Genomic DNA, 18,993 nt, shown 5'->3' with positions numbered 1-18,993 from the left:
CAGAGCATGGCACTGAGTGACCTGTCTGTAGAAAACACCATCGTGGTGATCACTGGCGTTGGCGTGCTGGACGACTGGGGGCGCACCGACCCCCCATTCACTGTTGAGCCAATCGATGACCAGGCGATCCTGAGTCGGGGCCTGGGCGGCAACGCTGTCCGCTTTCACCGCAAGAACCCGGGCCTGCGCTTGACCGTCAACCTGATGCCAGGCAGCCCGCAGGCCCTGGCATTGCAGGCCCAGGTCAACGCTAAGTCCGAAGTTTCTGGCTCCTACGCCTCAATTGCCGGCCTGGAAGGTGCCGTCTTCTCAGAAGGCGTCATCACTCGCGGCAAGTCGATGGCGCGCGGTGGCCCCGGCATGAACGACGCTACGTTCATCATGGAATTCAACAAGGACAAGGTGGTATGACCCAGGCTCAAGATTACGTTCGAACCATCGAACACGAGGGTGTGACCTACACCTTCGGCATGCCCAGCGCCGAAAAACAGCGCGCCGTGCTGTTCCGTCTCGGCAAATACGGGGTCGAGCCGCTGATTCGCGGCCTGGCCCAGGCCGAGCTGGGCGCCGCGTCTTCTGTGGCCATCGCCGGCCAGATCGTTGGCGTCATGCTGTCGCGCATCCCAGAGGATGACTTCAACTTCATCTGCGACACGATGCTGAGCCAGCTGCACAAGGACGGCCAGCTGGTCGGCATGCAGCAGTTTTCTGGCCGCCTGAAGACCTACTTCACCCTGGTGGTGCTGGCTCTCGGGAACGTGTTCGAGGATTTTACCGGACTCCTGACCCTCTTCCAGAACTCTACCGCTTCAGCCGGGGAGCCAGGGGCGAGTCAGGAGAACGCCTCAACCCAGCCATCGACTGGGACCTCTGGCGACCCTGCGTAGGCATCCCTGGGGTTTGTCCTCCGCTCTGCACCTACAAAGACCTCACTGACGGCACCTACTCGCTGGGCTGGGTCAAGCGCGCCAACCTGGCGATGGATGAAATGCTCTACGTGCGGCAGCTGCACGACGAGATCCGGAGAGCGAACCCGTGAAAGTACTTGAGAGCTTCCTGATCGCCCTGGGCATCAAGGTCGACGAGAAGTCATTCCAGAAGGCCGATGCGGCTTTTGGCGGCCTCACTAGGTCGGCTCTGCAGTTCGGCGCCGTGCTGGCAAGCAAGCTGGCCATTGACAAGGTGGTGGGCGACTTCAAGAACGCCGGCACCGCGCTGGACAACTTCAACCGCCTGACCGGGCTAAGCACGCAAAATGTGCAGGCGCTGGGCCAAGCACTGGCCGCCCAAGGCGGGAATGCGCAAGACGCCTTTGCGGCCATGCAGAAGATCCAGGACCTGATGGCATCGCCCATCACCGGTAACGTCGGCTGGTTCGGCGACGTAGCCAAGCTGGGCCTGGACCCGAACGCTATCATTGGCGCGCAGGACACGGCAGAGGCCCTGGCCAACATCGCCGGCGCCTTCGAGAAGATGACGCCGCTGAACCAGCGCCTCGCCGGCCAAGCGCTGGGCTTCGACGAGAACACCATCCGCCTGCTGATGAAGGGGCGCGACGAGGTAGAGAAGCAGCTGGATTCCCGCAACAAGCTGGGCATCATGACCCAAAAGCAGGTCGAGGACGCGGCACGCCTCACCAAGGCGAACGCCGAGCTGAACCTAGTGTTCACCGATATGGGCAATACCATCGCTGGCGAACTGGTGCCGGCCTTTGCCGAGTTGGCCGAGGACTTCACCGCCTTCTACCGCGACAACAAGGACCTGGTGGATTCTGGTCTGGAGGCCTTCTTCGGTACTCTTGCCAAAAACATCGAACTGGTCTCAGCCGCCCTTGTGCTCATGGGCGGCGCCAGCGCCTTGAAGGGGCTTGCCGCTCTGCGTGCACTGGTAGGCCTGGGCGGTGCTGCAGGCGCTGCTGGTGCCGCCGGCGCGGCCGCGGGCGGTGCAGCTGCAGGCGCATCTGGCCTGGCCATTGCCGGCGGTGGTGCGGCTGCGCTGCTGTACTCCGGCAGCCTGAACGCTGGTGAAGACCAGGAGCTGCTGAATAACCGACTTCGCAAGGGCGGATCTGAGGCTGCTGCAGCCGTCATGGACTTTTTCCGCGCCAAGGGCTGGTCTGCCGAGCAGGCCGCCGGTATTGCGGCGAACCTGGAGCAGGAAAGCGGCTTCCGACCAGATGCCGTGGGCGACGGCGGAAATGCCTACGGCCTGGCCCAGTGGCACCCGGACAGGCAGGCGAACTTCGCCAAGTACTCCGGCAAGGACATTCGCAGCTCCACCGCTACCGAACAGCTCGAGTTCATCAACCACGAACTGACCAACGGGGCCGAAAAGTCAGCTGGCGAGCGGCTGAAGTTGGCAGCAAGCGCCAGGGAGGCCGCGGGCATCGTCTCGCGTTACTACGAGCGCCCGGCAGACGCCGATGGCGAGGTTTCAAGGCGAGGCGATATTGCTGACAACTACGGACTGCCTCAGGCGCCGGCATCTGCTGCTCCGGTTGTGGACCTGCGCGACCCAGAGCAATGGGCCAAGGTCCAGGCTGACCTTTCCAAGTCTGGGCAGCAAGGCCCAAGCATTTTGGAGCAAATCGACGCTTGGGCGAAAAAGCAGCGCCGGGCGCCAGAGCAGTATTCGGCAAGCGATGTGGTTACGCCTGCGGGCTCAACAGTATCCGCCGCTGCAAGCCCATCAGCACCCGCTCAGCAAGTGCAAAACGTGGACAACCGCCAGTTCCATATCCACGGTGCGGATACCGGCAAAGTCGAGCAGCTGTGGAACGAGAAGCTGAGCAAGCTGATTGACCAAACTACCCAAGACTTCAGGAGCCCGGAAAAATGAGTATTGCCGATGGGGTCATGAGCATCTTTTCCAAAACGCTGCCCATGCTTGGCCCCATTGAGTTCGATGCCAAGCTTGAGGGGGCGACCAGCAAGGCTGTTCAGCTCACCGAGTTTCCTGTGGAGTTCGGCACCAACGGCAACGACCATGCCCGCTTGCTGCCTGACCGCTACCTGCTGACCGGTGCGGTATCCAATACTCCGCTGGGCATCGGCCTGGATGACTTGGGCATGATGGGCGTCGGCGCGATCTCCAGCGCCATTGGCGGCGTGGCAGGGGCGGCGATTTCGACTGTTTCGGCCTACCTGCTGTCTGGCAGCGAGGCTACCCGTGCCGCAACCGCTTGGGCCGCCCTGACGGCGCTCCTGCAATCCCGGTCCCGATTCGACTTGGTCACCGAGTACGAAACGCTCAAGAACATGGTCTTGATCAGGCTGGATCAGCGTACGAGGCCCGATGATGAAGATGGCTTGGTCTTCGTTGCCGAATTGCAGCAGGCCAGGGTCATCAGCTCACAAGTAACCCGGGGCGTTACCTCAGCAGACCAGCTGCTTCAGAACGACCCAGTGGCCACACAGGGCGCCCCGATGGTTTCTTCTGGGTTTGCATCTGTCGAGGTGATCCAGTGAGCCGGTACAGGGTTGAGGTTCAACCCCTGCCGGCTCAGACCTTCAGCGCCCCGCTAGGCAGCAACACGCTGACATTGGAGTTGCAGTGGATGGCCAGGCTTGAGGTCTTCCGCGTCAATATCAGTACAGCTGCCGGCTTGAATCTAACGTCTGGGCGCTTCCTTCTGCCAGGTGTAGATCTGCTGGCCGGCCTGTACCCGCCGCCCAAGGTGAATTACGGGTCTCTCACCCTTGAGGGTAAGCAGCCGACCCCTAACAACCTGGGCATCGACAATACGCTGGTGTGGTCCGATGAGTGATGAAATCTACCTGCGCCGGTACCGGCTGAAGCTTGGCCGTGACTCGGGCGGCAAGATCTACGAGATGCGCCCTGACGGTGACGGCCTGCGCATCACGTTCCAGATCATCCACTTCGCCGGCAATGCGTTCAGCGTGGCCGAGATCACCATCTACAACGTGTCCGACTACTCGACAAGGCAGATGCTGGGCGACGGCACGGCCAAGAAATACGAGTTCATCTCGCTGGAGGCCGGCTATTCCAGCACCTTCGGCAGCGTGTTCCTGGGCCAGATCACCAACGTGCAGAAGGTCATGGAGGACGGCGGCTCAACGCGGGGCGTCAAGTTCTTCTGCCGCTCACAAGCCAAGGAGCGGGACGAGCGAATCATCAATCTGACCCTGTCCCCCGAGACGGACCCGGTCCAGATCATCGAGGAGTGCGCCGAGCGCTTTGGCGGGGAAATCCAGTTTTTCGGGGACTTCTCAGACCTCAAACGCCGATCCGGGGGGACCGTACTCCAGGGCAGCCCGGTCGCATGCATGAACGAGCTCGCCAGCACTTGGGGGTTTGACTGGATGATCGAGAACGGCGCCACCAAGATCATCAAGAATGGCTTCGCCATGCCCAACGAAGTGTTCGTGATCAGTGCCGCCAGCGGAATGATCGGCTCCCCAGTGGTGACCGACACCGAGGTCGGAATCAGGTGCACCCTGAACCCCAAGCTAAAGCTGGGTGACACCATCAAACTCGAGTCCATGGCCCCGCAGTTCGAATTCTCCGGGGCCTTTTTCTACGAGGTTCCCCGCACGATCGGCGAGGGCTTCTACCGCATCAACTCCCTGGCCGTCATCGGTGACTCCCACGGCGACCCGTGGGAAACCCAGATCAGCTGCTTGCGGCTCGACACGATGGCCCAGTCCGGAATCTCTGATAGGGCGACCCGATGAAAGACCCATTGGCCTCCCGCACACGGGAACAGTTCGCCAAGATGCTGCGCGAGATCTTTGGCGAGTACCTCAAGGACAACGTACGCACCAGCGTTCCTGGGCACGTTCTGAGCTTCGACCCCGCTACGCAGCTGGCCCAGGTGCAAATCGGCCTGATGATCGAAGACCGGCTTGGCAACGCCGAGCCACGCCTGCCTATCGTCCGCGTTCCAGTTCAATTCTGGGGCGCTTCCGGGGGGACTTTGGAGTGCCGGGTGGCCGAGGGCGTCGAGGGGTCGATCATGTTCTCGCAAGAGTGCATCGACTCCTGGGTCGACCAAGGCGGCGTAGCGGCGAAGTCCGAGCCGCGCCGGTTCTCCATGAACGATGCCTACTTCATGCCCGGCGTGCGATCTGTACCAGGGGCGATCACCGACTTCGCCAATGACGGCATCCGCCTGCGCAACAACAGCGGGTCGATGTACGCCTGGCTTAAGGATGACACCTCAATATCGCTCAGCAACGGCGCCGGGTTCATCACTATCGGCGCCGACGGCACGGTGAACATAAATGGGGTGACCATCAGTCCTGCCAGCCTGGTAACCACGCCGAGCGACGTTTTCGCCGGCCCGATCAGCCTGAAGCTGCACAAGCATTCCGGAGTTCAGCCAGGCACTGGCACCAGTGGGGTATCTGTTCCATGACCGTGCGCAAGCTCGATGCCAACGGCGACCTGGCCATGGGCCAAGAAAAGCTGCTGACCGGCTATTCAGCCGAAGAGGTGGCGCAGAACGTCCGCACCCGGCTCAAGTTCTTCCTGGGCGAGTGGTTCCTGAATACGGCTGACGGAACCGACTGGTTCGGCGGAGTCCTGGGTAAGGGATCGCGCTTGGCGACCCGCGAGTCGATCATCCGCCGGCGCATTCTGCTTACCCCTGGGTGCGTGGGCATGACGGCCTTCAGCGTCACCTCGGATGCGGTAACCAGGCAGCTGACCGTGGCCGCGACCATCACCAGCGCCTCAGGCGAGAGCGCAGACATTAACTTCGTACAGGCAATCGTCTAAATGGCTGAGATCACCGACCAGGGCATCACAGGCGCGTCGCTCAACGACTACCTGGCCGATATCAATGCGCGCACGCTGGCGATCGACCCAGACTGGAACATCGACGCCGACTCACCAGATGGCCAGCGCATCGGCATCGAGGCCGAGATGATGGCGAACCTGGACGAGGGCCTCGTGGCCGCCTACCGTGCAAAGGACCCCGACAGCGCCACCGGCGAGGCCCTGCGAAACATCGGCAAGATCTCCGGCGTGGCCATTCGCGATGCCACCTATTCGGTCGCGCCGATCACTATCACAGGCCAGGCCGGTACCGTGCTTCCGGCCAACTCGCAGATCCGAAGCAGGATCGATAACACGCTCTGGCTGACCACCGCGGCAATCGTGATCGGCGTCTCGCAGAGCGCCACAGGATTCGCGACCTGTGTAACGCCAGGCCGCGTCCTGGCGGGAGCCGGCGAGCTCACAGTGATCGGTACGCCGTACCCTGGCTGGTCCTCGGTTACCAATGCTGCTGCTGCCCCAGGCGAAGACGCCGAGTCGGACGTTGAATTCCGCGCCCGCCGGAACAACTCGGTATCTCTGCCCGGCAGCAACATGAAAGACAACATGCTGGCAGCCGTTGCAAACGTCGCCGGCGTGACCGACGTGAAGATTCTGGAGAACAACAGCGACGACCCGGCCGACCCTGACGGCATTCCATACACTGCCATCGCGGTCATCGTGAACGGCGGCACTGACCAGGGCATTGGCCAGGCCATGTACTCGAAGTACAACCCAGGCACCCCGATGTATCCCCGCTACAGCACCAAGACCGATACCTGGGTTGATCCGCCGGGGGCGACAGGCGTCAAGGTTCAAATCACCTCGCCATCGACGGGCAACATCGAGACCATGACTTTCCAGCGCGCAGTGGCTCTGCCGATCTACGTTTCGGTCACCGTCCAGCGCAAGGGAACCCTGCCAAGCGACATCGAGCAGCGGATCAAGGACGCCATCGTCGAGGATTCGACCAAGAAGCTGTTCTCCGGTGACCAGGTGAAGGGCTTCAATCAGGGGGGGTACGACATTGGCGAGGTAGTGCCCGTGGGGCGCCTTTACACCCCGGTCAACAAGGTGCTTGGTCAGTACGGCGACAGCTACATCACCAGCCTGACGATTGGCCTTAGCGCCGGAAGCCAGGGTGTAACGCCAATCCAGCCGGATATCGCAGAGTTGGCCACCTTCGACCCTGACAACATCACGGTATCGGTGCCGCTATGAAAATGGACCACGTAGCGCGCGCGAAAAAGCGGATCATCAACCAGTACCGCGGCAAACAGCGGATGACGCGGTGGCTCACGCTGACACCGACCATCGCCAACGAGAAGCTTGAACAGCCGATCAGCCAGATCTACTCGGCCTACGACGTCGACACGGTAACCGGTGAGGACTTGGATGTCATCGGCCGCATCGTCGGCGTGCCGCGGCCAATACTGCGCGGCGCGGCCTATGACGTCTTTGGCTATGCCGGGAACGACAACTACACCAACTACAACGTCGCGCCCTACATCGGCGACGGCGCGTCGATCGATGCCCCCCTAAACAATGATCTGTACCGCAAGCTGATCAAGGCGAAGATCGCCAGAAACGTCAGCGACGGCACCAGCGACAGCATCATCAAGCTGCTCGAGGTCGTTATAGGGGTAAAGGTCACAGCCCTGAACAGCAATGGCGACAAGTCGTTCGACATTGGCATCGCTTCCGAACTGGACAACACCACGCAGTTCTTGCTCGAGAACTTCGACCTCATCCCCAGGCCGCAGGGTACCCGCATAGGGCAAATCTACGTGCTCCCGACCAACATTGATGAGATCGAGCGCACCTCAAGCTTGATCTTTAACTACGCCAACTTCACCTTGCCCGGAGACGTTTCCTGATGGCACGACAGCCTTTCAACCGCCGCTGGGCAGAGAATGTCGAGGGCCAGAGTTCCTCCACTGTGTTTCAAGAGCCGGCCGAAATCAGGATTGTGACGGGCTGGGAAGGCGGTCAGGACAAGGATGCGCCGCCGGCGGGCCAGGAGAACTGGTGGCACAACCGGGTTGACTCGGCGCTGCAGGACCTCGAACGAAAAGGGGTTATGCAGTATCACGCCCAAGCAATCTATTCCGTGGGCGCCCCGTGCTACACACCAGAAGATGGCCTGTTCTATGAGTCGATCGCCAACAACAACGCTGGCAACCCGCCGGCCAGCAGCCCGACGTTCTGGAGGTTGATAGGAGCAAGCCTCTATTCGTCATTCAGCGTTGGTGAATACAAGGATGTGGCCCATAACGGTTCGCCTGACCCTGGGTGGCTGAAATGCACAGGTTCAACGTTGCTCCGGTCAGCTTACGCCAAGTTGTTCGCGGTAATTGGGACCAGGTTCAACACTGGTGGCGAGTCAAGCCTTGAGTTCCGGCTTCCTGACTGGCGCGGGATGTTTCCTCGCTGCCTTGATGACGGAAGGGGCATTGATACCGGGAGGGTCATGGATGGGTTTCCTCAGCCCAGCCAAAACCTCGGTCACTCGCATAGCGCCTCAACCGGATCGGCCGGTCTTCATCGGCACACAATGACGTTTCCTCGTGACTTGGTATCTGGCGTTCCTCAAGACGATGCAGTTCTTGGCGACCAGATCGAGCAAGGAACTCAGACGCTCAACACCAGCGATGCCGGGTCCCACACCCACACTGTCAGCATCGGCTCCAATGGGGGCACTGAAGCGAGATCGGTAAACCTGACCCAGGTGAGATGGATTCGATACCTATGAACCAGAAAATCGTTTACCAGTACGACCTTAACGGGTTCTACCTGGGCGAGACCCTAGCAGAGCACGACCCGCAAGTGCCTGGCAACTGGCTGCTTCCAGCGAGGTGCACCGAAACGAAGCCTCCGATCTTCACTGCCGGCAAGCTGCCGAAGTGGGTCGGCTACAAGTGGAAACTGATCAGCCCGTAGGTGAGATATGGAACGCAAGCCGAAGAGACGCTTCACCGACAAGATGGAGCTTTTCTGCCTCGCCTATGTCGAGACCGGGAACGCCTCCGAGGCCTACCGGCGGTCCTACAACACCTCCAACATGGCCGACAAAACAGCCCAGCGGGAGGGTTACAACCTTCTACAAAACCCTCTCGTTCAGGCACGCATCGAAGAATTAAGGATCAAGGTCATGGAACGTCACGAAATCACCGTGGACACGCTCCTGGCTGAGCTGGAAGAGGCTCGCCTGCTCGGCAAGGAGACCGGCAAGGCCTCGGCCATGGTCACGGCCTCGATGGGCAAGGCAAAGCTCCTGGGCCTCGACAAGCAGATTGTTGAGTTGACCGGCAAGGATGGTGCGCCCATCGAGACGAAATCCACGGTCAAGGTTGACCAGGAAGCCCTTGAGTCGGTACTGGCCCGCCTATGAGTGCACTCCTCGATTGGGAAACCATGAGCATCGAGGAGAAGCAGGCCGCCAAAAGTATAAGTGAACACTCGCCGCTTTCGTTCATGAGGGTGTGGTTCCAGCTGAACCAGGGCATGAAGATGCTCTGCAACTGGCACCACCGGTACATGGACCACACAGCGCTGCGCGTGCTCAGTGGCGAACTGAAGAACGTCGTGTTCAACATGCCACCAGGTGGCACCAAGACCGAGTACTGGTCAATCCACCTTCCAGCCTACGCCATGACAGTGCGCGACAGAACGCGCACGCTGAACGTCTCCTACTCCAATTCTCTGGTGGTGGAGAACTCCGGCCGCATCCGGTCGATCGTATCCAGCCCTGAGTACCAGGAGCTCTGGCGCGTTTCGATGGGAAAGGCCGATGTCGAGAACTGGTCGCTGATCGACGGCAAGGGCCGCATCAGGCACCAGCTGTTCAGTCGCTCCACCGGCGGCCAGATCACCGGCTGCAGGGGCGGCTACATCTCCAAGGACTTCACCGGCTTCATCAACCTGGACGACCCGGAGAAGGCCGACAGCGCGTTCTCGGCGACCATGCGGGCCAAGGCCCAGCGTATCGTCACAAATACGCTGCGCAGCCGGCGCGCATCGCCTGATACCCCCGTCATCTGCACCCAGCAGCGCCTGCACACGGACGACGTGTCCGGTTTTTTGCTCAAGGGTGGTATGGGCTTGGACTTCGCGCACATCAAGGTGCCGGCCCTGGTCACCCGCGAGTACATCGCATCTTTGCCCGATGGCATCCGCGAGCACGCGGAGCGCGACGTGTTCAGCGGACCCTCGGTGGTGCGTGGCGGCGTCGAATACTGGTCCTACTGGCCGGCCAAAGAGTCGGTCTACGACCTGATGGCCCTGTGGGACAAAGATGCCTACACCATGGTCAGCCAGTACCAGCAGGAGCCCGTGGCGCTCACGGGCGGCATGATCGACCCGGACTGGTTCAAGACCTACGAGCAGCTGCCGTTCTTGGTCTGGCGTGGCGTCTACGTGGATACCGCCCAGAAGACCGGTGAGCAGCACGACTTCTCGGTATTCAGCCATTGTGGCCTGGGCATCGACGGAAACCTGTACATCATCGAGATCGTGCGCGGTAAGTGGGACGCTGGCGATCTGGAGGCCGAGGCGCTGCGCGTTTGGGAGCGCTGGAAGCCGTGGGACCAATTCCGGCCCGCGGCCCTGCGGTACATGCGCGTCGAGGACAAGTCCAGCGGCACCGGCCTCATCCAGACCATCAGCAAGAAGGGTTCTATCCAGATCGAGCCCCAGCCGCGCGGCCCGGCCTCCAACAAGGTCACCCGCTGCATGGACGCCGTGCCCTGGTTCAAGTCCGGCCGTGTATTCGTGCCTGCGATCTACGACGAGCAGGGCAAGTCCATTACGCACGTCAAGGATCACCGGGGGCAGGACCTGTGCACCACTGATTGGGTCACCACCTTCCTCACCGAGGCCGCAGCTTTCACGGCCGACGACAGCCACGACCACGATGACCAGGTCGACACCATCTTCGATGCCGTGGCCGACATGCTCATCAACGATACCAGCAGCTTCTTCTCCGGCGGCTGGATCTCCTAACACCTCGTTTCGCTGACCGCGCCCAGGCGCGCTCTACAAACTCGCCCAAAGGAAATGACATGGCTGATCAAACTCAGCGCCTTGAGATCGCGACTGTGCGCGCGGAAGTCGGCAGCAACATCGTTTTCCGCTTCGCCAACGATGCTGCGAATGCCGACAGCATCCCTACCCAATCGGGCGACATTCAAAATCTGAAGCAGGTGGTTCTGGAAATACAGCAGGACGCTGCCGAGAAGATCAGTATCTCCACGACCATCTACCCGAATGTGTCGGCCGGCCTGGCAGAAACGGCCGATCAAGGCATCTTCTTGGTGCAGTCGAACGACGCAGATGAGATCTATGCCGTATGGCAGAATCAGAGCGGCACGGCAGTAAATACCGGCAAGACAGCTCTGTCAGCTACCGCCATTCAAGCGGCGCTGGACGCCTCCAACCAAGCTGCGCAGGCCGCAGAAGATGCCGCGGACGTTGCGACAGCTCGGACTGCGGGCTTCTTGGCTCCAGCTGCCACTGCTCCGGTTCTCCGCGACAATGGGCTTCCGCTTCAGCCGGGCGACCGTTATTTCAACACCGCCGAACAGGTCGAGTACATTTACAAGTCGGAAGGCTGGATTGCAAATGACAGCCTTGCTGCAATCGCCTCTTTGGAGGAGAAAATTACAGAAGATCCTGCCCCTGGAAATACCCCGCGCGCCTCTAGCGATGGCAGAATAGGGGTAGACTGGCTAGACCCAGTCGAGCTTGAGCTATTCACTGAAAACGTCATCGTGACAGCTGATGAGCTGAACTCGGTGAATGACAGTGATTTTTTTTCGGCTTCCAGGCCGGATGGCGTTCGAAAGTTTAGCGCCTTGAACGTTTGGAACTACATTAAGTCCAAAGTTTACAACCTGTTAGGCTTAATTTCCGTTGACTTCAGCTCGTATTCGGGCATTGACCTAACGGGCGCCACCGATAGTACAGCAGCGCTTCAGGCTGCTCTGAATAGCGGGGTCACCAGGTTCACTGGTAAAGGCGTAATTTCCTCTGGCCCAGTGACCTTGCCTATCGGCGTGATTATCGACGGGAACGATCAGCTCAGGATTAGGTATATCGGGCCTGCTGGCGGTGACTTCTTCACCTACATTGATGCGAACTCTGGATTCAAGCAGTTGAGTGGAATCCGGAATACTCGAATCACTACGACAGTCGCAGGCGGAAGAGCTGTTGTTACGCCAAAAAGCGCAAATGCTTGGAATCGGCAATATCGTTTCGACTTCTCCGGCCTGCAATCTAGCGACGATAACCTGTCTTTGACTATCGCAACTAACTATTGGAGCGAAGTTCTTAGCATTGGCGATTGCCGTCAGTTCCGTCTGAACAGGTACTCTTTTTTTGGCGGGTGGAACCCAGCGGATACAGATGGCAGCGCTCACCCATGCAAAGGGGTAGTGTTCTCATCCGCAACCGGTGCTATTGGAATTTCAATCTATGATGGGTCGTGTACAAGCATGTCCAAAGCGTGGGAGCTTGGGGACGGCGTAGAGGGCCATGAGATACACGGAAATGAAGCGGTAAGCTGCTGGATTGGATTGCACTATTCAAACTCTGGCGAAGAGCCTGGTGGTTTTGTCCATAATAACCACTTCAATTGCTCCTATCGCGGAATTATTGGCACGAAGCGGGTAGAGCTGAATATCGGCCCAAACAGCTACTACAGATCTTCGGCGATGGCTTCTCACTCAGCAGGCTGGTCAGCTGTAGATCTATCTCAGTGCAACTACAAGGTTACTATAGGAGCAATACATGGCGTGCCTGGAAGCGTTGTAGCTCTTGCGGACTCCTACGCGATAAGGCTTACCAATTGCGCTTCTACATTTTTGCGCATTCAGGATTTCGATCTTTCTTTACAGATGACGGGAGCAATACTTCTTGACAGCGTCAGTGGACTGCGGATGCGCGGAGGTTCGGCGAGGGGAATGAATGAGTTCTGCAGAGTGCAGAATACATATTTCAACACTACTGATGTAAAGATGCTAGATATCGACGCATCCAACACAGATTCCAGCCTGGTTATTTTGCCAGCTGGTTTCAACCCAACAGGAATTTATGTTGAGCGCTCCAGCCGAGGAGCTTTAAACTCCCCAGGTTCGCTTGTCATAAACTCTAATTCTGACTTTGCAATGCAGCCAAAGTCTGGGATGACTACCGTTTCACTTAGTGGAACGTCTCTGACAGCTAATTTGGTTCTTTCTAAGATTGGCGCAACTGCAGGCGACAAGATCCGAATTAAATATGTAAACGCATCTGCTGCTGGTCACACCGTCAGCATACTAAATGGTTCTGGCGGCACAGTTCTGAACGTCATCCGTTCTGGTAACACCAATCGATATTACATGGAGTATGAGTTCAACGGCACAAACTGGGCGTGCAACTACCTAATTCTCGATCTTGATGCAACGCTCAGGACCTAAAGGGAAAGTGGTATTGACCCAGGGTTTAGCCCAGCCTATCGTACCTGCTTTTGATGCGTCGAAGGGGAAGGATGATGGCTGTCAAAATCAGGTTCGACCTGCCAGGTTGCGAGGTCTATGAAGGCGCCGTTGCCATGCCTAGCAAGGCGATTCCAAGGACTGGGCCGCAGGAGATGCAGGGCGGAATTTTCACCAGCGATGGGGACTTTATTGCGAGCTCTGGGCTCTTTCGTGGCGTAAAGTCCCCGATTATGGCTTACGGCAGATGCGAACCTGAATCAGCGGAGGACTTTGATGGAAATGCTGTGTATGGAGGATTTCTCTATCGAGGGCACTACGGCCACTTCCTGATTGAATCAATGACGAGAATGTGGCGAATGCTCAATCACCTCGAATTTGACAAAATATTCTTTCATGCGCATCCAGGTCATTCTGCTCCATGTAAAATTGGGGAGTACCTATTTAAAAAAATGGGTATTCCTCTAGAAAAGATTGCAATTATCACTAGGCCTTTGAGGTTTTCTAGGATAACCATTCCTGACCCATCTCTTAGGCTTGGGGGAGAAGAAGCGTTCCTCTCTCACCGCAACGTCTGCGCCACGATAGCTGAAAATGTTTCTGGCAACTACTTTGATAGGCCCGAAGAAAATGCCAGGCCAATTTATTTCTCAAGGACAAAGTTTAGGGTAAGGCCTGTTTTTGGCGAGGATGAATTAGAGGCTCAGCTTCGAGAGAATGGATGGGAGATTGTGTATCCAGAGTCTATGAGCATAGAGGATCAGATAAAGATTTCGAGAAAGTCGAAAGTCTATTGTGGCGTCATCGGAAGCGCTATGCACAATCTTATTTTTTCTCGGCCTGGGACAAAGGTGTTCTACATAGAGCGTGAGCCTAGTCAAAAATCTACCTACAACACACTCGAAGCTCTTGATAAGGTAATAGGGCTTGATCCATATTACATTCCGGCAAATGTTAAATCGCATACAATGGCAGGCCCGTTCTTGATTAATCCAGAGATTGTTCTTGATCGTCTTCGTGAGGCAGGGCTTGTTTCAAAAATAGTTAAAATTGATATGTGTTCAGTAGATAGTAAATACGAAGATCACGTAAAAAACATTCAGTCGAAGAAGTGAATATTATGAATGTTTATTCATCGATTTTTGAATCTATAGAACTGGTTCGCAGGCTAGACTCACCAGACCAAATCAAAAAAGAATGTGATCTGCTTGTTTCTAGATTATATAAAATGTTTTCCGATGGTTCTATTTCAGCTAGTCATCACGAACTATTTATGAAGATGATATGTACAGAAGAGAATCGTAGTATTTCATTTATTGATAGGAGCTCCCGTGAGGGTGTAAGTCAAGAGTTTTCTAATTCGTACTTTCTCATCAGAAACATGAGCTCAGAATAGATAGTTTAAATCTATAAGCGTGCCCGCCCAGCGCGGGCTTTTTTTCGCCTGGAGAAAACCCATGCGCACATCGCAACGTGGCTTGAGCCTCATCAAGTCATTCGAGGGCCTGCGCCTGCAGGCCTATCAGGATTCGGTCGGCGTCTGGACCATCGGCTATGGCACCACCCGGGGCGTGAAACCGGGGATGACGATCACCAAGGAACAGGCCGAACGCATGCTGCTGAACGACGTACAGCGCTTCGAGCCAGAAGTGCAGCGCCTGGTCACGGCCCCAATGAACCAAAACCAGTGGGATGCCCTGATGAGCTTCACCTACAACCTGGGCGCGGCCAATCTTGAATCGTCCACGCTCCGCCGTCTGCTCAATGCAGGTAATTACGCAGCTGCTGCCGAGCAGTTCTCGCGCTGGAACAAGGCCGGCGGGCAGGTGCTGTCCGGGCTGGTCCGCCGGCGGGCCGCTGAGCGGGACCTGTTCCTGGAGACGGCATGAAAGCCTGGCTGCTTCGCCTCGCCGGCGCCGGCCTGCTGGTTCTGCTCGGCATGGCCGTCGGTATCTGGGCAACCACAAACCACTTCCGGCCGCTGCTAGATGCGGAGCAGGACCAGGCAACCAACTGCAAGGCCGCCCGTGACAACCTCGCCGGCCTGGCGCAGGAGCAGGCCAAGGCCCTGGGCGACCTGACCCTGGCGGCGAATGAGCGCCAGGCCAGGGCAGAGCAGGCGGTGAGTGAGGCCAGGGCCAGCGCCAAGGACGATTACGCAGCGGCAAACCGCCTGCAGCAGGAGCGAACCGGTGGCGACCTATGCGCGGCCGCCACCTCGATCATCGATCAGGAGCTAGGGCTATGACCGATTTAGGGGTGGGCCTGCCCGGCCACCAAGCAGGCGAAATTACCACTGAAACCCGCATGACTTCTGGGATTGAGGGTGGTCACCAAGGTGGACCCTGCAGGAGCATCGAACAAGTGCAGGTCTTGCACAAAAGTGCAGGCGGTGCAGGCGGTGCAGGTGCTGCAGGTCGAATCCTGCGCGGGGTGGGGGTGCTCGCAGGCATCGCTCTGATTGCCGGCTGCGCAGGGAAGGTCGCGCCAGAGGTCCAGTACGTGCGCGTCGAGGTGCCAGTGCAGGTGCCGTGCCGGGCGCCGGAGGTAGCTGTTCCGCCTTGGGCAGCTGCCGGCCTGCGAAAGACCGACAGCCTGGAAGTGAAGGTGAGGGCGCTGCTGGCCGAGCGCCGGCAGCGGATCGGTTACGAGAAGGAGCTGGAGGCCGCTGTTGAATCCTGCCGCTGACCGGCTGTTGCCTGAATGGGTTGGCCCATAAGATACTGTATCTATATCCAGTTATAGGCCAGCCACCATGCCTTCAACCATGCCCTCAGAAACTGACCACCTGCAGGTCTCCATCGACGATTTGCTCAAGCTGCGCGCGCCCAACGTCTACTTGGTCAAGGTGGAGGGCGACAGCATGCAGGACGCCGGCATCTATACCGGTGACCTGCTGATAGTCGATCGCCTGGCTGAGCCCAAGTCTGGCAGCATCATCATCGCCGCGCTGAACGGAGATGCCACCTGCAAGCGGATGATGATCCGTGACCGCCAGGTGGTGCTGGTGCCGGACAACCCCAAGTTCCCGTCCAGGTACATCATGGAGGGTGACCAGTTCGAGGTTTGGGGGGTGGTGACCCACAGTATCCGGGACCATGACCGCCGCTAGACTCGTCAATGACGATCCGGCAATACCATGTCAGCCCATTCCTGCATCATCCCGCGGCGCTGCTCTATATAGGTGGCGTGGTTGTACACGTCGCGGATTGTACTGCTGTCGGCATGGGCAAGCTGGCGCTCGATCCAGTCCTTGTTGTAGCCGCGGCTGTTCATCTCGGTCGAGAACAAGTGCCGGAACCCGTGCGGCGACTGGCGGCCGGTATAGCCACACCGATCCATCAGGTTCACCGCGTAGTTGATGCCGATCGGCCGAACGGCGTCCGTCCGGTTCGGGAAAACGTACTTCAGGTTCCCGGATATCGGAAGCATCAAGCGCAGAATCTCGACCGCTTGGCGCGATAGTGGCACCACGTGGTCGCGGCGCATCTTCATCTTGGCGGCCGGGATGGACCAGGTCGCGGTTTCTAGGTCGATCTCCGACCACTCGGCCTTGCGCACCTCTGCCGGGCGGCAGGCTGTAAGGATGAGCAGCTTGGTGGCGCACTGCAGCTGTAGGCCTGACTGGCTCTCCTCAATAGCCTTGATGATGCTCGGCATCTCGTCGAAGGTCAGGAACGGTCGGTTCTTGTGCGGCGCCATCTTCTCTGTCACAGCGTGCATTTCCGCCGTGGGGTTTACCTCAATCATTCCGATCGCAACCGCATAGCGGAAGACCTGGCCCGTCCACTGCCGAGTCTTAACGGCGGTAGTGATCGAGCCGCGCCGCTCTATGCGGCGGATCAGCGTAATCACGTCGGCGCGCCTGATGCTGTCGATCTGGCGCGGGCCAAATGCCGGAAGTACATCCAGCTCCATTGCGTTTGAAATAACCTTGACCGTCGACTCGGTCAGGCCTCCCTTCCTGAATTCAAGCCACTCTTCATAGACGCGGCGGAATGTCCTTTCTTGGGCGCCCAGGCGCTCAATCTTCTTCTCCCTCCTCGATTCGCGCGGGTCCTTACCTTGCGCAACCTCTTCGCGCGCCTCATCCCTCCGCGCACGCGCTTCCTTCAAGCCGATCTCCGGATAAGTCCCAAGCGAAATCCTGGCCTGCTTTCCAAGCCAGGTGAACCTAAAGTGCCAGCTCTTCACGCCGCTCTCGGCCACGTAGAGAGTTAGCCCGAGCGAGTCCGCCAGGGTGTATCCCTTTTCCCGGGGCTTGGCCTGCCTGGCCGCAGTGTCCGTGAGTGCCACTAGTACATTGCCTCTGTCTGTTCGTTGGATGTACTGGATGATGTACTAATTAATAAAGGATGTGGAGAGTCATAACGGGACGAATCAGGACGGCATAAGCGCCCATATACGGGCGCCTTGCCTTCTGTCGAGATTGTCCGGTTTTAGGCGGGAATCCACTGTGGAATCCTTGAAGATTTCCACGCTATCAGAACTCTGAGTGAATCAATAATGCGCGCAGTTTAACAGCATGACCGCTACAAGGCTTGCAGGCGTTCATGCAGTCGCCCGGTGGCGACCAGTTCCAGCAATTCGTCGCCCAGCCGCTGGCTTTCGGCAATAGCCTTGTACCAATAGCGTTTGCGCCCCGCGGCATCGCCCATGAAACGCTTGAAGTCGTTGCGGTCTGGCAACTTGCCGAAGGGCAGGGCGGCCAGATAGTGCGGTGAGGGCGTCATCAGCAACACGTTCTGCAGCCGCCTGGCATCGCCCTTGCGCCAGGGCAGCGCCTTGTCGAACCAGCCGGGTATGACCTTGTCGGTGAAGTGCGGGTACAACACCAGGTCGTCGCCGTGGTAGGGCAGGTCGAGGTGGTAATCGAGCAAGCCGCCGTCGCGGTAGGTACCGGCGCCCGCCCCGGGAATGTCCTTCACCCCCTGCATGACCATCGGAATCGAGCCCGAGGCCAGCAGGGCCTGGCGCAGGTTGGCCAAGTCCAGCGGCAGGCAGCGCGAAGGGAAGTCGGTCAAGGCATCGAGCGGCGGCGCGCTACGCGCGTCATGCAGGATGATGCGCTCGAAGTGGCGGGCCAGGCGTGTCCGGCCCAACAGATTGCTGGCGGCCACCGAGCCCAGGCCGAGGCCCAGGCGGGCGCGCTGGTCGTGGGCGAGCTGACCGTGGCTTTTCACCACCAGAATGTTCAGGCGATAGTGCGGGTTGGCCAGCAACTGGGCGTCGCGGCCCTGCAGCAGGTCATCGAGCATTGTTGCGCAACTGCGGCTGATTTCTGCCGGTGTAACCCCTTTGGCAAAGTCTTGCTCGGTATACAGTTCGCCAAGCCGGCGGATGCCGGCCACCGGGTCTTGCAGGCAGGCACTGGCGAAGCGCCAGGCGCCGATGGAGGCGCCGATCAGTGCGCGTTGGCGCGGTGCCGACGGTAGCCACTCACCGAACAGGGCCAGGTCCAGGCCTTGGATGCCGAGTGGCTTCGGCCCGCCTGCCGCGCCTGGCAGCACACCCACATCGGCCGCCTGTAGCCCGCGCTCGCGGATATGCTGCAGGGCACGTTGGCCCGCCTTGAACGTGAGCGCAGGGTATTTGATGTGGATGGCGCTCATGACGGATCTCCTGGGTATCGAGCCGGTGATTATAAGGTTCGGTGAAGCTAATACTGCGTGCCGATGCAACGGCGCGGTGGAACATCACACGGCCCCGCAGGCTGCGCTATCATGCCGCCCGTTGCTTTCAG

22 protein-coding genes are annotated in these 18,993 nt (G+C 58.8%); 20 read left to right on the top strand and 2 right to left on the bottom strand.

Translation table 11 applies throughout. The features are described from left to right. Positions 1–6: 6 nt before the first annotated feature. The 20 genes from GEV39_RS14545 to GEV39_RS14450 all read left to right on the top strand — a co-directional run bounded on the left by GEV39_RS14545 (position 7) and on the right by GEV39_RS14450 (position 16,362). Entirely contained in the window at positions 7–411 is a 405-nt protein-coding gene (locus GEV39_RS14545; RefSeq protein WP_115293808.1) for a hypothetical protein, read from the top strand. Next, positions 408–887 (top strand): phage tail assembly chaperone, encoded by a 480-nt coding sequence (locus GEV39_RS14540; RefSeq protein WP_173889951.1) that lies wholly within the window; start codon positions 408–410, stop codon positions 885–887. Before GEV39_RS14545 ends, GEV39_RS14540 begins: the two co-directional genes overlap by 4 nt. Before the next feature lie 148 nt (positions 888–1,035). After that, positions 1,036–2,838: a phage tail tip lysozyme gene (locus tag GEV39_RS14535; RefSeq protein WP_249414278.1), complete on the top strand. Its 1,803-nt coding sequence runs from the start codon at positions 1,036–1,038 to the stop codon at positions 2,836–2,838. Further along, positions 2,835–3,467 carry a phage baseplate protein gene (locus tag GEV39_RS14530; protein ID WP_054914212.1) on the top strand — a complete coding sequence of 211 codons (633 nt, stop codon included), beginning with the start codon at positions 2,835–2,837 and terminating at the stop codon, positions 3,465–3,467. The genes GEV39_RS14535 and GEV39_RS14530 overlap by 4 nt, the downstream gene beginning before the upstream one ends. Further along, positions 3,464–3,766: a phage baseplate plug family protein gene (locus tag GEV39_RS14525; protein WP_115293816.1), complete on the top strand. Its 303-nt coding sequence runs from the start codon at positions 3,464–3,466 to the stop codon at positions 3,764–3,766. Before GEV39_RS14530 ends, GEV39_RS14525 begins: the two co-directional genes overlap by 4 nt. Then, positions 3,759–4,694, top strand: a complete 936-nt coding sequence (locus GEV39_RS14520) for a baseplate hub protein (RefSeq protein ID WP_173889949.1) — start codon at positions 3,759–3,761, stop codon at positions 4,692–4,694. The genes GEV39_RS14525 and GEV39_RS14520 overlap by 8 nt, the downstream gene beginning before the upstream one ends. After that, a complete protein-coding gene (locus tag GEV39_RS14515; protein ID WP_173889947.1) occupies positions 4,691–5,377 on the top strand; it encodes a Gp138 family membrane-puncturing spike protein in 687 nt (228 codons plus the stop codon). The genes GEV39_RS14520 and GEV39_RS14515 overlap by 4 nt, the downstream gene beginning before the upstream one ends. Further along, positions 5,374–5,739 carry a contractile injection system sheath initiator gene (locus GEV39_RS14510; RefSeq protein WP_054904529.1) on the top strand — a complete coding sequence of 122 codons (366 nt, stop codon included), beginning with the start codon at positions 5,374–5,376 and terminating at the stop codon, positions 5,737–5,739. The genes GEV39_RS14515 and GEV39_RS14510 overlap by 4 nt, the downstream gene beginning before the upstream one ends. Continuing rightward, positions 5,740–6,999, top strand: a complete 1,260-nt coding sequence (locus GEV39_RS14505; protein WP_173889946.1) for a baseplate J/gp47 family protein — start codon at positions 5,740–5,742, stop codon at positions 6,997–6,999. Beyond that, positions 6,996–7,655: a baseplate wedge 1 family protein gene (locus GEV39_RS14500; RefSeq protein ID WP_173889944.1), complete on the top strand. Its 660-nt coding sequence runs from the start codon at positions 6,996–6,998 to the stop codon at positions 7,653–7,655. The genes GEV39_RS14505 and GEV39_RS14500 overlap by 4 nt, the downstream gene beginning before the upstream one ends. Next, a complete protein-coding gene (locus tag GEV39_RS14495; protein ID WP_173889942.1) occupies positions 7,655–8,530 on the top strand; it encodes a tail fiber protein in 876 nt (291 codons plus the stop codon). Before GEV39_RS14500 ends, GEV39_RS14495 begins: the two co-directional genes overlap by 1 nt. Continuing rightward, the gene (locus GEV39_RS14490; protein WP_173889940.1) at positions 8,527–8,718 is read left to right on the top strand and encodes a hypothetical protein; all 192 of its coding nucleotides are present in this window, start codon (positions 8,527–8,529) and stop codon (positions 8,716–8,718) included. The genes GEV39_RS14495 and GEV39_RS14490 overlap by 4 nt, the downstream gene beginning before the upstream one ends. A gap of 7 nt (positions 8,719–8,725) precedes the next feature. Beyond that, on the top strand, positions 8,726–9,169 hold the full coding sequence (locus GEV39_RS14485) for a terminase small subunit (protein WP_173889939.1): 444 nt from the start codon (positions 8,726–8,728) through the stop codon (positions 9,167–9,169). Next, positions 9,166–10,779: a phage terminase large subunit gene (gene terL, locus GEV39_RS14480; RefSeq protein ID WP_173889937.1), complete on the top strand. Its 1,614-nt coding sequence runs from the start codon at positions 9,166–9,168 to the stop codon at positions 10,777–10,779. The genes GEV39_RS14485 and terL overlap by 4 nt, the downstream gene beginning before the upstream one ends. Positions 10,780–10,838: 59 nt before the next feature. Further along, positions 10,839–13,232 carry a hypothetical protein gene (locus GEV39_RS14475; RefSeq protein WP_173889935.1) on the top strand — a complete coding sequence of 798 codons (2,394 nt, stop codon included), beginning with the start codon at positions 10,839–10,841 and terminating at the stop codon, positions 13,230–13,232. A gap of 74 nt (positions 13,233–13,306) precedes the next feature. Next, complete coding sequence (locus GEV39_RS14470; RefSeq protein WP_173889933.1) at positions 13,307–14,365, top strand: glycosyltransferase family 61 protein; 1,059 nt, start codon at positions 13,307–13,309, stop codon at positions 14,363–14,365. A 342-nt stretch (positions 14,366–14,707) separates the two neighbouring features. Continuing rightward, on the top strand, positions 14,708–15,139 hold the full coding sequence (locus GEV39_RS14465; RefSeq protein WP_054913930.1) for a lysozyme: 432 nt from the start codon (positions 14,708–14,710) through the stop codon (positions 15,137–15,139). Further along, the gene (locus GEV39_RS14460; RefSeq protein WP_054913929.1) at positions 15,136–15,498 is read left to right on the top strand and encodes a hypothetical protein; all 363 of its coding nucleotides are present in this window, start codon (positions 15,136–15,138) and stop codon (positions 15,496–15,498) included. The genes GEV39_RS14465 and GEV39_RS14460 overlap by 4 nt, the downstream gene beginning before the upstream one ends. Positions 15,499–15,623: 125 nt before the next feature. Continuing rightward, the gene (locus tag GEV39_RS14455; protein WP_371262919.1) at positions 15,624–15,938 is read left to right on the top strand and encodes a hypothetical protein; all 315 of its coding nucleotides are present in this window, start codon (positions 15,624–15,626) and stop codon (positions 15,936–15,938) included. 79 nt (positions 15,939–16,017) lie between these two features. Beyond that, positions 16,018–16,362 (top strand): LexA family protein, encoded by a 345-nt coding sequence (locus GEV39_RS14450; protein WP_249414277.1) that lies wholly within the window; start codon positions 16,018–16,020, stop codon positions 16,360–16,362. 5 nt (positions 16,363–16,367) lie between these two features. Here GEV39_RS14450 and GEV39_RS14445 read toward each other — a convergent pair whose 3' ends face one another. Then, positions 16,368–17,546: a tyrosine-type recombinase/integrase gene (locus GEV39_RS14445; protein WP_173889930.1), complete on the bottom strand. Its 1,179-nt coding sequence runs from the start codon at positions 17,544–17,546 to the stop codon at positions 16,368–16,370. A 236-nt stretch (positions 17,547–17,782) separates the two neighbouring features. Continuing rightward, positions 17,783–18,862 carry a patatin-like phospholipase domain-containing protein gene (locus tag GEV39_RS14440; RefSeq protein WP_173889928.1) on the bottom strand — a complete coding sequence of 360 codons (1,080 nt, stop codon included), beginning with the start codon at positions 18,860–18,862 and terminating at the stop codon, positions 17,783–17,785. Between the last annotated feature and the right edge of the window lie 131 nt (positions 18,863–18,993).

The sequence above is a fragment of the Pseudomonas sp. NY5710 genome (genome assembly GCF_013305665.1).
Taxonomy (GTDB): domain Bacteria; phylum Pseudomonadota; class Gammaproteobacteria; order Pseudomonadales; family Pseudomonadaceae; genus Aquipseudomonas; species Aquipseudomonas juntendi.
This window is presented reverse-complemented; position numbering and strand designations above follow the sequence as displayed.

What these genes read in the sequence shown, in the direction of transcription:
- terL (WP_173889937.1), top strand. Translation starts at nt 9,166, where the DNA reads ATGAGTGCACTCCTCGATTGGGAAACCATGAGCATCGAGGAGAAGCAG.
- GEV39_RS14515 (WP_173889947.1), top strand. Translation starts at nt 4,691, where the DNA reads ATGAAAGACCCATTGGCCTCCCGCACACGGGAACAGTTCGCCAAGATG.
- GEV39_RS14475 (WP_173889935.1), top strand. Translation starts at nt 10,839, where the DNA reads ATGGCTGATCAAACTCAGCGCCTTGAGATCGCGACTGTGCGCGCGGAA.
- GEV39_RS14510 (WP_054904529.1), top strand. Translation starts at nt 5,374, where the DNA reads ATGACCGTGCGCAAGCTCGATGCCAACGGCGACCTGGCCATGGGCCAA.
- GEV39_RS14500 (WP_173889944.1), top strand. Translation starts at nt 6,996, where the DNA reads ATGAAAATGGACCACGTAGCGCGCGCGAAAAAGCGGATCATCAACCAG.
- GEV39_RS14505 (WP_173889946.1), top strand. Translation starts at nt 5,740, where the DNA reads ATGGCTGAGATCACCGACCAGGGCATCACAGGCGCGTCGCTCAACGAC.
- GEV39_RS14545 (WP_115293808.1), top strand. Translation starts at nt 7, where the DNA reads ATGGCACTGAGTGACCTGTCTGTAGAAAACACCATCGTGGTGATCACT.
- GEV39_RS14540 (WP_173889951.1), top strand. Translation starts at nt 408, where the DNA reads ATGACCCAGGCTCAAGATTACGTTCGAACCATCGAACACGAGGGTGTG.
- GEV39_RS14460 (WP_054913929.1), top strand. Translation starts at nt 15,136, where the DNA reads ATGAAAGCCTGGCTGCTTCGCCTCGCCGGCGCCGGCCTGCTGGTTCTG.
- GEV39_RS14490 (WP_173889940.1), top strand. Translation starts at nt 8,527, where the DNA reads ATGAACCAGAAAATCGTTTACCAGTACGACCTTAACGGGTTCTACCTG.
- GEV39_RS14470 (WP_173889933.1), top strand. Translation starts at nt 13,307, where the DNA reads ATGGCTGTCAAAATCAGGTTCGACCTGCCAGGTTGCGAGGTCTATGAA.
- GEV39_RS14450 (WP_249414277.1), top strand. Translation starts at nt 16,018, where the DNA reads ATGCCCTCAGAAACTGACCACCTGCAGGTCTCCATCGACGATTTGCTC.
- GEV39_RS14495 (WP_173889942.1), top strand. Translation starts at nt 7,655, where the DNA reads ATGGCACGACAGCCTTTCAACCGCCGCTGGGCAGAGAATGTCGAGGGC.
- GEV39_RS14520 (WP_173889949.1), top strand. Translation starts at nt 3,759, where the DNA reads ATGAGTGATGAAATCTACCTGCGCCGGTACCGGCTGAAGCTTGGCCGT.
- GEV39_RS14530 (WP_054914212.1), top strand. Translation starts at nt 2,835, where the DNA reads ATGAGTATTGCCGATGGGGTCATGAGCATCTTTTCCAAAACGCTGCCC.
- GEV39_RS14440 (WP_173889928.1), bottom strand. Translation starts at nt 18,862, where the DNA reads ATGAGCGCCATCCACATCAAATACCCTGCGCTCACGTTCAAGGCGGGC.
- GEV39_RS14465 (WP_054913930.1), top strand. Translation starts at nt 14,708, where the DNA reads ATGCGCACATCGCAACGTGGCTTGAGCCTCATCAAGTCATTCGAGGGC.
- GEV39_RS14485 (WP_173889939.1), top strand. Translation starts at nt 8,726, where the DNA reads ATGGAACGCAAGCCGAAGAGACGCTTCACCGACAAGATGGAGCTTTTC.